General features: G+C 35.5%; 10 protein-coding genes. 3 read left to right on the top strand and 7 right to left on the bottom strand.

Annotated elements, in window-relative coordinates:
- Nucleotides 1–47 precede the first annotated feature (47 nt).
- The 6 genes from UABHE_RS31920 to UABHE_RS31945 form a co-directional block, all read right to left on the bottom strand.
- The gene (locus UABHE_RS31920) at nt 48–3,206 is read right to left on the bottom strand and encodes a leucine-rich repeat domain-containing protein (RefSeq protein ID WP_372367489.1); all 3,159 of its coding nucleotides are present in this window, start codon (nt 3,204–3,206) and stop codon (nt 48–50) included.
- A gap of 47 nt (nt 3,207–3,253) precedes the next feature.
- The gene (locus UABHE_RS31925) at nt 3,254–3,625 is read right to left on the bottom strand and encodes a cupin domain-containing protein (protein WP_372367491.1); all 372 of its coding nucleotides are present in this window, start codon (nt 3,623–3,625) and stop codon (nt 3,254–3,256) included.
- A gap of 132 nt (nt 3,626–3,757) precedes the next feature.
- On the bottom strand, nt 3,758–6,508 hold the full coding sequence (locus UABHE_RS31930) for a HEAT repeat domain-containing protein (protein WP_372367492.1): 2,751 nt from the start codon (nt 6,506–6,508) through the stop codon (nt 3,758–3,760).
- 11 nt (nt 6,509–6,519) lie between these two features.
- Nucleotides 6,520–9,153 (bottom strand): HEAT repeat domain-containing protein, encoded by a 2,634-nt coding sequence (locus UABHE_RS31935; RefSeq protein ID WP_372367493.1) that lies wholly within the window; start codon nt 9,151–9,153, stop codon nt 6,520–6,522.
- Nucleotides 9,154–9,472: 319 nt separating this feature from the next.
- A complete protein-coding gene (locus UABHE_RS31940; RefSeq protein WP_372367495.1) occupies nt 9,473–9,805 on the bottom strand; it encodes a DMT family protein in 333 nt (110 codons plus the stop codon).
- Nucleotides 9,806–10,165, bottom strand: a complete 360-nt coding sequence (locus tag UABHE_RS31945; RefSeq protein WP_372367497.1) for a DMT family protein — start codon at nt 10,163–10,165, stop codon at nt 9,806–9,808. It abuts the gene before it with no gap.
- Between the two features lie 457 nt (nt 10,166–10,622).
- Between UABHE_RS31945 and UABHE_RS31950 the strand changes: the two genes are divergently transcribed.
- The 3 genes from UABHE_RS31950 (at nt 10,623) to UABHE_RS31960 (ending at nt 12,722) form a co-directional block, all read left to right on the top strand.
- A complete protein-coding gene (locus UABHE_RS31950) occupies nt 10,623–11,084 on the top strand; it encodes an ASCH domain-containing protein (protein WP_372367498.1) in 462 nt (153 codons plus the stop codon).
- Nucleotides 11,085–11,262: 178 nt separating this feature from the next.
- Nucleotides 11,263–11,688, top strand: a complete 426-nt coding sequence (locus UABHE_RS31955; protein WP_372367500.1) for a VOC family protein — start codon at nt 11,263–11,265, stop codon at nt 11,686–11,688.
- A gap of 188 nt (nt 11,689–11,876) precedes the next feature.
- A complete protein-coding gene (locus tag UABHE_RS31960; protein WP_372367503.1) occupies nt 11,877–12,722 on the top strand; it encodes a DUF4388 domain-containing protein in 846 nt (281 codons plus the stop codon).
- A 32-nt stretch (nt 12,723–12,754) separates the two neighbouring features.
- Here the strand turns inward: UABHE_RS31960 and UABHE_RS31965 are convergent, their stop codons facing one another.
- Nucleotides 12,755–14,269: a PQQ-binding-like beta-propeller repeat protein gene (locus UABHE_RS31965; RefSeq protein WP_372367504.1), complete on the bottom strand. Its 1,515-nt coding sequence runs from the start codon at nt 14,267–14,269 to the stop codon at nt 12,755–12,757.
- Nucleotides 14,270–14,618 lie beyond the last annotated feature (349 nt).

Here is a 14,618-nt window from a genome sequence, read left to right on the forward strand (position 1 = left end):
ACTGAAAACGAGACCTCATAACGAATATGTTTAATAAGAGTTTAAAACTAACTATTAAGTACATCAAACCATCTATCAACAAACGATAATCCCTCTTTTTTTAGCAAAAGTAAAAACTCGCGGACTTTTCTTTCGCGAGATAAGCGTTTTATGACTTCAACAAAATTAGCAACCTCCAACTCACCTTTTGGTATATATGCTGAATTTATTTTTATTTTCATCAGAGCAAGGTTAATGTTGTTCCAAGATTGATAGTTGCGAACAATATCTTCTGCCAGTGCCGCTATCTCATCGACTTCTAACAACTTCTCCATATAAATACCGGCAAGCAAATCTTCAATGCGATATTCGTCATCGGTATCCTCAAAGCAATAATTTACATTTCCTTTTTGTTGTCTATTTAAAAGGTGAGAGTAGCTTACTGTTTTCTGGGGATTTTTTGGATTAGGGATTCTTTCCGAAGCGCCTATTTTTGCGAAACTTTGGTGAATCTTTCGAAATTCGTGGAGCATTATTTGAAAATAGTCTTTGCGATCTTTGCCATAAACATCAATAAATATTTTCTTACCTTCCTGATCACAAACGACAGTACTTGTAGAATCAAGACTGTTGCTACACAGCATAACACCCGATCTCCATACTTGCTCGTTGTTTATTTCGCTGTGAGTTTGTACGATAAATCGCGGCATGATAGATTGTGGTAAAAAGTCGTATTCAATGACAAATTTAATACAGTTGGGGTCGTCGTTGGTGATCTTTGGTCCGTTTACTTCTAGTAAATCTGGTATCAAAATGGTATTTGCGTTTATAGAATAACAAAGTTGGAATTTTTTCATTAAATCAATGAGAAATTTTTGGGTATTGCGTGGATATTTTTTGCGTTCTAAAATTTTAGGTAAATGTTCTAAATTGAGCTTTCCTTTTCCCTCGCAAAGTTGTTTAGAGTTAATAATTTTGTAAACGCCCTCTGTCACCCAGTTAGGTTTAAGAATATGCATGTGATTTAATGAATAATCGCCAAAATAAACCACCGTTCCCAAATCATTGAGTAATTGCACAAGCGTTTTTTCTAAACTCTCATCAATTTTTTGTTCTTCGCAAAATTTATGGTACTGTTCATCACCAATAAAATTGTTACTCATTGCCTCTAGTTTATTCTTGATATTAACCCACGATGTTGCCAATTTCATTTGCGTTAATTCTACATGTTCAACACTTTGTTGTATTGCGCTCTTAAGTTCGTCAATGCCTTCACAGGTCTTACAAGAAATTCGGTGAAAACCACAAATCCCAGGATATTTTCTCAGCCATAGTTCTCGATCGACTTCAAAGCGCGGATTTTCGTCCATTTTGTTTAATACTACAAGTATTGGCGAACCTCCGCCAAAAGCCTCAATCATTTGCAGCCAATACTCCGGTTTTTCCTCGCGTCTTCCGTCGAGGACTAAAACATATATACTTCTCTTGGTGAGAAAAAATTGATGAAGAGAATGCATAACCTGCTGACCGCCAAAATCCCACATTTTGAAAACGATTTGGTTTGTGTCTTTTTTAGAGGCAAAAAATTTAGCGAAAAAGTTTTTCTTCTGTTTACCACAGTTCCATACACGGAGATTAATGCCATGCGTAGTATTTTCGTTAGTATTAAATTTTTCGCATAGTATTCTTTTCATCAACGATGTTTTCCCTGCTTTACCGTGACCTAAAAACAATAGTTTTATCTCGTTTAAAGGAGTTTCTCCACCTTCCAAGGAATCGAAATAATTAAGAATTGTTTCTTTTCCTTTTTCAAGGATTTCTAACGGAGGCTTTTCTATAGGGTTGTTTGTTAGGTTTAATTGATCAAGGGAATGTCGGTTTTGAAAAAAGTTTAGCTGTAATTTCAAATCGAAGAAACATTTAGGAATGTGGGTTATATGATTGTTACTCATATCTAATGCTCGAAGGTTAACAAGTTGTAATATCTCAGGAGGAAGAGCACTGAACTGATTATTACGTAGGTATAATTGAGTGAGATTAGTAAGTTGTAATATCTCAGGAGGAAGAATACCGAACTGATTATTACTCAAATCTAATGTTTGGAGATTAGTAAGTTGCAATATCTCAGGAGGAAGAATGTTGAACTGATTATTACGTAAATATAATTGAGTGAGATTAGTAAGTTGTAATATCTCAGGAGGAAGAGCACTGAACTGATTATTATTCAAATCTAATATTTGGAGATTAGTAAGTTGCGATATCTCAGGAGGAAGAATACTTAACTGATTATTACGTAAATATAATGTTTGGAGATTAGTAAGTTGCGATATCTCAGGAGGAAGAATACTGAGCTGATTATTACGTAAATCTAATTGAGTGGGATTAATAAATTGCAATATCTCAGGAGGAAGAATACTGAGTTGATTATTACTCAAATCTAATGTTTGGAGATTAGTAAGTTGCGATATCTTAGGAGGAAGAATACTGAACTGATTATTACTCAAATCTAATATTTGGATATTAGTAAGCTTCAATACCTCAGGAGGAAGGATACTGAGTTGATTATTATTCAAATCTAATCGAATGAGATTAGTAAGCTGTAATATCTCAGGAGAAAGAGTACTGAGCTGATTATTACTCATATCTAGTACTTGGAGATTAGTAAGTTGTAGTATCTCAGGAGGAATAGCATTAAACTGATTATTACTCATATCTAGTATTTGGAGATTAGTAAGTTGTAGTACCTCAGGAGGAAGAGTATTTAGTTGATTGTTACTCAAATATAATACTTGGAGATTAGTAAGTTGCAATATCTCAGGAGGAAGAGTACTGAGTTGATTGTTACTTAAATATAATACTCGGAGATTAACAAGTTGTAATATCTCAGAAGGAAGAGTGCTGAGCTGATTACTGCTCAAAAATAATACTCGGAGATTAGCAAGTTGCAATATTTTAGTAGGAAGAGTACTGAGTTGATTGTTACTTAAATATAATATTCGGAGATTAGTAAGTTGCAATATCTCAGGAGGAATAGCATTAAACTGATTATTACTCAAATGTAATGTTTGGAGATTAGTAAGTTGTACTATCTCAGAAGGAAGAGTACTAAATTGATTATTACGTAAATCTAATTTTTGGAGCTTTTTACATTGTAAAACTTCCATCGGAAATTCTGTTAAATTCTTATTTGCTAAGCTTATTTCTAAAGCATCCTGATTAATATCCATTGCCACTTCTCTTTTCGTAAAATAAACCAACTAACCAACCGGCCAACCTAAACCCAATTGTCATTAGGAGCTGTTAGCTCACCAGCGCTTTCTCCGGTATTTACTACTCCTTGTGGTTCAATCAACATTATATGGCATTCTTCTTCGGCATAAGGGCGATGTTCTACGTCTTTTGGTACAATAAACATTTCACCTTCCTCTAAGTTTACCGTACGATCGCGAAATTCTATTGCCATTTTGCCGCGAATTACTATAAATGCTTCGTCGGTATCGTCGTGAGAGTGCCACACAAATTCTCCGTGGATTTTGGCTAATTTGAATTGATAGTTATTTAATTCAGCGATTACTTTTGGTGTCCATAGTTCATTAAATTTATTGAGCTTTTCTGTGAAGTTGATTTTTTGCATTTTTCCGTTCATCTTTTTTCCTTTAGTTTTTTTCTAATGATTTCTTTATATAATTTTTTCGATTATGAATGTTACTCTTGCTAAAACCATTGGAAAAAAAGGGTTGTACTTCTATAATTATCAATTACCTGACGTTTTTATTACTTACTTTTGGTAACTCATACAGTAATCATAATACGGAGGGTTTTGAGCTAGTTGGTAGTCCTTCCAAAACTTTTTCCACGCATCGATATTTTTTAGTTCAAGATCGGTGATAGAGTTGAGCATATCTTTGGGCCAAGATACGCGAGTTTTTTCCCAGATAAGTAGTATTTCCGATAAATCAAGTTTACCTTTTTCTAATGCCATAGCATTTGTTTTTGTTGCTTGTAGTATCGGGTTTGTGCATACTATTGATTCTATATGTAATTGTTCTAAATCGGAGTTTTCTGCGGCATTGTTTTTTAGTATGGCTAAAGAAGATAAACATTGCGCGCGAACTGCGATGTTCTCTTTTTCGAATTGACAATGTTTGGACAGTCGCTGTACGTAAGTTGTCAGTTTGAGTTTACCAATAGAAACAACTGCCTCTTTGCGCATCTTCAGGTTATTCTTTTTCAGAGCTTCATCTACACAGCTTTGGTACTTGGGCTCGATGTTTCCCATACGACCTAAGCCGTTAATTGCGTTTGCTTGCACTGCTTCGTTTCCGTCTGTACGGAATAGCTCTGCTAACTTCGGTATAAATTGAGTGAGTTTCAATTTTCCTACTGCTATCGTTGCTTTTTGGCGTACGAGTTCACTTTGGTCTTGTAAAGCTTGTCCCAATACTTCACTTGCTTGGTCGTCGCCTAAGTTTCCTAAAGCTTCTGCTGCGGCACTACGAACAAAGCTGTTCTTATCTTCTGATAAGATGTTTCGCATTTCTGAAGTATATTGTTTTAGGCCAAGTTTACCGATCGTTTCGGCTGCTTTACTGCGGATATCGCTGCTCGTGTCTTCGCGTAAAACTTTTGCTAAATGTTCTCCGTATTCTACAAGGCGAAGAGTTTCAATTGCCCAAATGGCTTCTTCGCGCACAGTATTATTTTCATCTTCACAAAGAGCATAAAGTATATCATTTGCGTGCTCTTTTAGTCCTAGTTTCGCGATGGCTTCTACAGCATTTGTGCGAACTTCAGGTGTAGGATCTTTGCGTAATGCTTGTGCTAAGTGTCCTCCACAGTATTTGAGCCCAGAAAGACCTAGTGCGTAGGCCGCGTATTCACGCACTTTACTGCTTTTGTCTTTCTCTAACACTCGTACGAGAAGGCGATTATGATCTGCGAGTTGAAATTGTCCGATAGATATGGCCGCAGCACTACGAACATCTGGATGTGGGTCTTGCAAAACAGTTTCTTTTAATTGAGGTATGCACTCTACTAAATTTTTTTCTTGGATAATCTCAGCGATTCTTTCTCTAACTTCAACTTTTTCGTCATGTGCAAGTAAGTGAGTTATTACTAGACTTACAGTTTTTCCGTAGGCTTTTGATAGTATTTCGCATGCCTCTTGTTTTACTTCCGTTAAAGGACTGCGTAAATTTTCTAGGTAATTTACGTGTTTCTCTGCTATACCTAAGGTTGGAAGTGCTTTTAGAATTTTCTTCGCTATTTGTTCAGAACCAATGACAATCGCCAGTAAATATTCTGCTAAAAATTTGTCCGTTTCGCTCTGAGATAATACCAAGGCTGTTATGCTAAATAACTCTGGATTATGCGGATCTAAATATTTTTGAAAAAGAGTGTGCTTTTTTTCGTTGTTTATAGCAGCAAGGTAAAGAAAAAGTTCTTGTAGAGATTTTCCTGATAATTTGTCAATAAGGGGAATAAAAAGAGGGAGATTTTCTGATTTATGATAGTTGGGTAATGATATTAATGTTTTGAATAAAACAGGTGTCGAAGGAGAGTGGTGTTCTGTTAATACTTTGACGATGATTTTTTCTACACCTGAATGTTGCGATTTTGCTAAAGCAATCAGTGCACTCATAATAGGTTCTGACATGTGTGATTGATCGCATTTACGAGCGATGAAGTTTTCCAGTTTTTTGTTATATTTTTTGGCTAATAAGGAAGTACAGCCAATTAAAGTTCCGTTTTTTTGGGATTCTAAACCGCGCAGCAAAGCAAAATGAGAAAGTGTGCCTAATTTTTCTAGTAATTGATAAGAGGTATTCTGATCCTTGTTATTGTAGCAGGAAATATCTTTCATAGTGTCTACATGTTCATTTAACGTAAAGTAAAAATTAGTTTCATCAATGACAATTTTAATAAGGAAAAGGTTGACCACTAAACGAAAAATAACAGATAAAGTTTTTGCTCCGCTACTAAGATCCATAATACTACTGATGTGAAGATTGTATTTTTCCATTATGTCGAATGTGATCGCACCTTTTAGAAAAACATCGTCGATAGCAAAAATCATCCATGACATTAGATTTGGCAGCTGATCTGGGTAACTATACCACTGCCAATGTGGGAAATTTACGGCAATGCCATAAAAAATGAAACCTGTATTCATGATAAATACTATATTTATCCACACTGCGTGGTAAGAAAATAGATTTTGTTTATTATTAAAAAGACCTTCTTTTTTAAGTTTTTCAAATTCTTGTGTTTCTATAGTTCCATCCATCAATTGAGCTAGAGAACTGTAACGATTTAGCAGAGTAATATTATAAAATAATAACACTATTGCCAGTAAAATAGACAGTGAAAAACCGATGGAAGGTGATATTGTAAAAGCTTTGGCTATGGCAAAGAAAGTAACCAGTAAAAGTAGATGGCGCAGCCAAAAATGCAGTAGAGAAAATAACATTCCTCTAATAAAATTGGTGATAATTCCCATAATAAAATGAACGAACCGCAGTATTAACACAAAAAACTCCTTTATTTATTTGGTTCCCACTTCTCTAAAATGGTAGTTGCTTCTTCGCGAACATACTCATCTAAGTCATTAACAGCATTTCTCACGATAGAAATATATTGTCGTAAATCTAGTGTATCTATTGCCACAAGAACCGCCGTACGTACGCTTTCATTTTCGTCATTCGCAAGTTTTATTAAAGATTGGCTGTAGTGAGTTGCTTGTATTTCGGTGATTGCTTCGATAGCTTCCATGCGTACAAATTCATCTGCATCACTAAGTGCTTGTTCTAAAGCGGGATGATCTTGGCCAAATGTTTTCAACACTGTCACTGCTGCACTACGTACATCGGCTGCTTGGTCTTTTAACAATGCTGTTGCGACTTGATCAGTATAATTCGTAAGGTTGAGTTCCCCAATTGCTTTGATAGCTGATTCTCGGACATATTGATCTTGGTCAGAAGTAGAGAGCTTTACTAGAGATTCACTATACTGAGTTGCTTCTATTTCTGTAATTGCTCGTATGGCTCTATCGCGTACAGATTCATCTGTATCATTGAGGGCTTGTTCTAGCGCGGAGTGATCTTTATCTAACATTATTAAGGCTGTTATCGCAGAACAACGAGCGAAAGACATCGAATCATGTAGCATTACCGATACAATTTTTTCTATGTGTTGCGGAGATCCTAGTTTTCCAATGGCTTCAATGGCAGCACAGCGTAAATCTTCTTTTGATTTAAAGAGGTTTAATAACTCATTACTGTATTCCTTGAGACCAAGTTTTGCAATCGCTCGAACTGCATTTTCGCGTGGAGTTTCTTTTTTGTCCTCTTGCAAGGCGCGAAGCAGAGAAGCTCCGTACTGTTTTAGACCCAAATCACCAATAGCTTCTGCTGCTGCTTCGCGTACAGTTTCATCGGGGTCTTCGATCAATGCTTTTGCTATATTTTCCCCATACTCTTTTAGTTCTAGGGAAACCATTGTATAGATTACCGAACTGCGTACCCACGCACTGTCGTCTTTATTTAGAGTATGTAGCAAGTCCTCTCCATACTCTTTTAGTTCCATATCACTTATGGTTGTAATAATAAGAGCACGGGTTTCTTCGGAATTTTTTCCTGTTCTCAATGCTTGTTGTAAAGAAGGGGCACAACTGATCATTTCATGGCTACCAATTCCCTCTAAAATACTTCTTCTGACATCTTGCTCTGGGTCATTGAGTAATAGATAAGGAAATAATTTTTCCATAAAAGCAGGGTAATCATTTACTAATTGTTCGCACGCTTCTTGTCTAGCTTCAGGAAGAGGATTTCGTAAATGTTGTACTAACTCTAGGCTTTCGTTTTTAATGTCAAAATTGCCCAAACGGTTTATAATTTTTTCTGCAACGGATTCGGTGCTTATAACCGCTGCTAAGAAGTATTGAGGGATAAATTCTGCATTTTTTACATTGGCTAAAGCTAAAGCAACGCAACCAAAAAGTTGAGGGTTAGTTGGGTCCAATTGGGAGCGAAAAAAGGAATCCTTTTCTTCCGAATGTATGGCGGCGAGATAACAATATAGAGCTGGTAATGCTTTTTCTGGTACAGTATCGGTGAGTTTACTGAAACTAGAAAAGTTTTTTGGCTCTAAATAATGAGGAGAATTGGCTATTGTCATAAATACGTAGTCTATTAGTTCAGCATGAAGATGAGGTATTGACGAATGTATAAGTTCTTCAAGGCGAGAATACTTTGAGTTTGCAAGAGAAATTAACGCGCTTGCGAGAGATTCGGCATCGGGATTCCGGCGGATAAAAGCGACCAAATACTTATGAGATTGCGGAAAAACAAGTAAGGAAGCGCAACCTATACGAGTTCCTGTATGCTTAGAATGTAATCCTTTGATAAGTGAAGGTACAGGTAGTTTACCAAGTTGTTGAAGAAGACAGTAGGATTTGTTATTTGTTCTTTCTTTGTAAGAATGTATGTTTTTCATCGCTGTAATGTGGTTGCTAACAGTAAAATAGAACATTAATTCGTTTGCGATGATTTTGATAAAGAATAAGCCTACTATGATACGGAAGAAAATAGAAAGAGCTTTGGCACCGTGACCAACATCATGAATATTTACTATGTTCAAATGAAATTTTTCCATGACATCAAAAGTAAGTACTCCTTTTAAGAGGATATCGTCAAGTGCAAAAACAATCCACGAGGTCATATCTGGTGTATTCGAGTAACTATACCAACCGGAAAAAGATAGCGCAATTCCTCGAAAAACAAGGCTAGCAGTCAAAATAAATATTATATTCACCCACACAGAGTGATAAGAAAACCAGTTCTGTTTAAATCCAAATATTCCTTGATCTTGTAATTCTTTACGCTTCGTTGAGTCAATTGTATTGGATAAAAGTCGACTTAGAGAAGAATGTTTGTTTAACAATTGGATATTGTAGGTTGCTAAAACTATTAAGAATAATGACGTTAATATTAATCCTAGAAAAGGATCGAAATGAGAAAGATAAAGAAGAACACTAAAAATTCCACCTATAAGTAAATGAGATTTCCAGAAATAAAATAAAGAGTTGATCATTCCCATAACGAAATTGGGAATGGCAATAGCTAAATTTTGATAAAAACGTTTTATAGATAGAATGGCTTTTTTTGTAAAGTTCATAATTTAGACCACAGAATAAATAGTTATATGTAAGTAGAAAGTAGAGCTAGTAAATAAAGTATCTTAGTTGCAAAAATCGAAAAAATCAATGCACAAAAGGGTTTTCTATGGGAGGAAACAAAAGTTTAGTGTGTTATTATAGGAGCAGTAGAGCCATATTTTTACAAACGATGGATCTAATTTGATTCGTCATTGCGGATACAAGTTTCGTGGTAACTTGATTTCAAGAAATTGAAACCGAAGGTTTTGTAAGATGAATGGAGTAGGGTAGTGAAAGTTATTTTGTGGTTAAGGGATGTGATTTCTAAGTATTAGAAACTTAGAGAACCACTAATACCATTCCCACTGCCATGAGGAAAAAGCCCAAAGTCTTGGAAGTATTGAGTACTTCTCCAAGAAAGTATTTTGAAACAATGGCTACGCAAATGACTCCTGTACAGAGATTTATAGAGGCCATTTCGCTGGGTTTATAAAAATCGACTCCCCAGCGCATTGCGAAAACATTTAGCAAATATTCGGGAAGAACAAGAAGCCAGCTTAATACAAGGGCAGTGAAAAAAGATTTCTCTTTAAACTTTATATGACCTAACCAAGCGAAGGCCATTAAGAAACTAGAGAGAAAAAGAAGAACGGGGACTAGGTACATAGCCATTTAGTTACCCTCCACAGTTTTAGTGTTTTCTGGCTTTTTGATTTTCTTGGGACCGGTGATAAGTATCATTGCCATTATCATGAAAGCAAAACCAATATATTTTCTCGTTGTTAGTGCTTCACCTAGAAAAAAGTGCGACACAAGAGCAATAAAAACAACTCCTGATGAGAGGTTTATTGCTGCCATTTGACTTGGAGTATATTTTTTCACTCCCCAGCGAATGGCGGAAATATTTAGTAGATATTCCGGTAAAACAATTAGCCAAGCTACTAAAGTCGCGATCCAGAAACTTAGGTTTTCTTTGTATTTTAAGTGCCCAAGCCATGCCATAGCCATGATAGTACTCGAAAGAATGAGCATGAAAGGGACCATGAAGGCAATATATTTGTCTTTGTTATTGTTCGTTTTTTGGTTGATAACTTTACCTTTATGAGAGTGTGTTTGTTTTAATTTTGTAAGCCTTTTTAATAGCTATCATAATTGGCAATATCTCAATTGTTTTTGTAATAACTAACAACTTTTCGTGTTTTAAATTTTAATAAACAATTATTCAAAGTCAATCAAAATGTTCATTGTATGTTCATTTTTTGAACACTTAAATAGCACGCCTTAGCCATAACCTTTGACTATACAAAAACTATAAAGGTATTTTGATTTTGAAAACAACAAAAGAATTTTTTAGAGAGAGAAACAAAAGTTTATCGTGTGTTATTATGTATTACAGAAATAATAGAAGTCCAGATTTTTACAAGCGATGCGCAGATGATTGTTGAAACAAGTTTCGCGTGTAACGTTATTACTAGTTAAGGAATTTTATATGGATACAACTTCATTACAAGGCGAACATTTACAATATTGGCAAGCGTATTGTCGAAAACGTGAACAAGATCCAGATGTTTCTGTTCATGCTGCAATGGCTGGTGACAAAACAATTGCCGATTCACTTTTGTCTCTTTATTTACAAGGAAAAAAAACCGCAGGTAGTGGTCTCGTTCGCGACTATGTTGAAGCAGAAGATCCGCTTCCTAAAGTTGGTGATTACTGGATTATTCTTAATGCGCAAAATATTCCCAAATGTATTGTGCGAACTGTGGCTGTGGAGATTCATTTGTTTAAGGATGTTCCTTTACGAATTGCTGTTGCCGAAGGTGAGGGAGATTTGTCTCTTGAGTATTGGCGCGAAGGGCATCGTCGTTTTTTCGAGAAATACTTTGTTCTTGATAATCTTGATGAAGAACAAATTATTACTGAGTTTTTTGAAGTGGTGTATTCTAAGTAATTTAAGAAAAATCACTTGTTTTATAGAATATATTTTTTGCCGTACAAAAACCGTAATTTAATAGTTGTAATCTCTGCCCATAATTTGATAATATGTTTTTATTAAATTATTTTTGTAATGCCAAATACTTTGTGATGTACGAAGAGCGGTGTTATGGGTAAATTATGAAAGGTACAAGATGACAACTATCAATCCTTATCTTACATTCAATGGAAATTGCGAAGAAGCGTTTAGTTTTTATCAGTCGATATTTGGGGGAGAGATTCCTTATGCGGGCAAATTTAAAGATATGCCGGAAAATGCCGAATGTCAAGTTTCTGAAGAAGATAAAGAAAAAATAATGCATATTTCTTTGCCTATCAGTAAAGAAACCATTTTAATGGGAAGTGATCGCACTGGAGCCGATCAGTTTGTTGAAGGAAATAATTTTTCGATTTCAATTAGTACTGATTTAGAGGAAGAGGCAGTGAGAATATTCAATGCATTATCCGAAGATGGTACTATAGATATGCCACTTAACAAAACTTTTTGGGGATCTTACTTTGGAATGCTTACCGATAAATTTAACATTAAGTGGATGGTAAGTGCTCAATTAAAAGAATAGGTAAGAAAACTTGCGATTTTCATCTATTTTTTGCTAGGATGCGCCCTAAAACTAATTTGGTTGAACTAAACAACAGACTTAGATATAATCATAAATTGTAGTAAATTAAGTAAGTTATGGGAAAAAATTTGTAACTTACTTGGGGTATGTGCCCAGTTCAATCAGATAAATTTCCAAAGGAAAAATGGATGAAATGCGCAAATTGTGGCCGCGAATTATCGCCGGGTGAAAATTGTTCGTGTAACCGACCAACAGAAAAAAACAAGCGATCTGTTAGTAGCTTAATTGAAAAAGTAGTTTCGCGTAGATCAGATCGTAAAGTTGAACGTAAAAATGCGCCTGGAATTTATATTGAGTGCTTTCCTTTTCCTCCTATTCGTTTAACTAAACACAATGAAATTTATGTTGGCCGTGGACCAGAGAATGATTTAATTTTAACTTCAAATGACGTTTCTCGACGACATGCGGTGATTAAGTGGTGCGATGAAAAGAGTTGTTATACGGTTCGCGATTTAAATAGCCATAATGGAGTTACCGTTAATGAAGAGTTGATTGAAGAATATCAATTGCAAGATCAAGATATTATTAATATAGGTGCTAATGATATCTCTTTTTACAAAATGGAAGATCCCGATAAAAAGGCGGCAATGAAGTCATCCTCTTTTTTTAAAACGGTTAGTACAAAAGCTGACACAAAAGAATTGTTGGAAAAATTTCGAGATACATTACGCGGTAGCCTGGGTATTTTAGAACTAAGCAGCGTTTTACAAATGATAGCTGGTGAAGAAAAAAATGGGCATATGGAGCTAAGTGAAGATAATGATACAGCTAGTATATTTTTTGTAAATGGGATGATTATTCATAGTGAAGTGGAAGATTTAGAAGGACCAGAGGCATTTTTCAAAATTATGGAATGGCGCGTTGGAAATTTTGAATTTATTCCCAATGAAACATCATCTAAAACAACAATGTCCCACGATCTACAGTTTTTGTTGCTTGAAGCAGCAAGACGTATTGATGAAAGCAATAAGTGAGGGCCGAGAATTTTTCTCGGCTCTCAATAACTTTATTTTATAGGAAGTTCATAACAAACAGCCTTGCGATGATTACGTACTAATAGATAGTTTCCTGCAAGGGCTGGTGGATTCCAACTTTTCTCTTCTAGTGTTGGAAATTGACAAAGTTCTTTAAATTCTTTGGAATTGACTTCTACTAAAGCTAGATAACCCGCCTCTGCATGTACAATGAATAAGTCGTCAACTTGTATTACTTGTCCGTGTCCATAACGACCATTACGCCACATTCTTTTTCCTGTTTTGAAATCGATACATCCTAATACACCTGAATCTAAACCATATACATAACCATCCTGATAAATCATATTGGCAAATTTAGGTTTCATGCGTTTACTTTTCCACTCGATTTCAGCGGTAAACTTATTATCATTTAGTGAAATATTAAATAGTTTACTGCCTATACCATAGCTAGAAGCAAATAGTACTTGGTTTCCCACAACAATCGGCTGTGCGATATTTGCAGAACCTCTTTTTGACCAAGGGTGTTCCCATAAAACATTGCCATTTTTGGGATTATGAGAAGCAACTGTATGGCGATTGAAGATAAGTATTTGCTGAACTCCTTGTATTGTAAAAATATCAGGAGAGCTATAGCTTGAGCTGTCTGTTCCTCCGCCCCAAACGAATTTCCCAGTGGTTTTATCGTAGGCAACAAGAGAATTATTATTGGTTCCACCTGCACTTACCACTACTAGGTTATTAAGAACAAGTGGCGAACAGCTTTTTCCCCATTGTGGTAATTCTGCGTCGTTTACTTCAACAACATCTACTGACCATATTTTTTTTCCATCGTCGAGTTGTAAACAATTGAGTATGCCTGTTGCGCCAAGTGTGTATACAAATTTATCATTTATAGTAGGTGTTGCGCGCGGTCCTACACCTCCTTGCGATGTTGTGTGGCGAACAGTGTCTTCGTGAGTCCACTTTACTTTACCAGAGTCTAACTCATAACAAACAACCATTTCTTTTTCATCGTGTTGTTCTTGTGTTACTGCGAATTTACCTTTTACAGCAAATGCTGACCATCCTAAACCTACAGATCTTTGCCAGACTAATTTAGGAGGATTTTTTTTCCAATCGCGTTCAAGTTTAATTCCATGAACAATTCCATCACGCCCTTGTCCTAGGTATTGTGTGTAGTCTGAGGCTTTTTCTTGGTTTAATGTTGTTTCGCCTCTTGTTATTTTTGAACTATATTTTGTTTCTGACCAACGCCAAGTAAAAGTAGGAACAAGGTCACCACTAATATCTTTTATGCGAAAAATAGCAAAAAACAAGCCAATTGTGACAAGGATTCCGGCGAGCCAATACAAGCGTATTTTAAATTTCAAACGCGATAAGAGCATTAACCATAAAAAAGCAAGTAGAAAAGTCAAAATTTGTGATGCCATCATTAAGAAACTTTGAAGAGTCTCTTGAAAAAATTGCATCCACAAAATTAGACCTATATCTAAAATGAGTATAGACCACAAAGGCCACCAACGTATTGGTTTTTGATCAGACATTTTGTATATCCTTTTTGAAAATGAATTATGGCGTGTCGACATACCCCTATATTAATCATACGACTTGTGCTAGTTGAAATAAAAATACGATTCCTAATCTGATCCCGTTTCCAGAAATTCAACCAACCAAATAATCATAAGTACAAACTTACGCCAAAATAATTGAAAATTATTTAATACATACAATTATGTTTTTTGTACTATTGCCAGAATGCTTAAGTTACGTTGTATTTATACGGGAACGGGATCGAACGCAAAAAAATAGCAAACTTTCAACTAGCACAAACCGTAAACCATTTAGGGCGTGTCATCATTCAATACAGATAAAAATATAACGGATTCATTTAAT

The sequence above is a fragment of the Candidatus Uabimicrobium helgolandensis genome, assembly GCF_041508025.1.
In the GTDB taxonomy this organism is placed as follows: domain Bacteria; phylum Planctomycetota; class Uabimicrobiia; order Uabimicrobiales; family Uabimicrobiaceae; genus Uabimicrobium; species Uabimicrobium helgolandensis.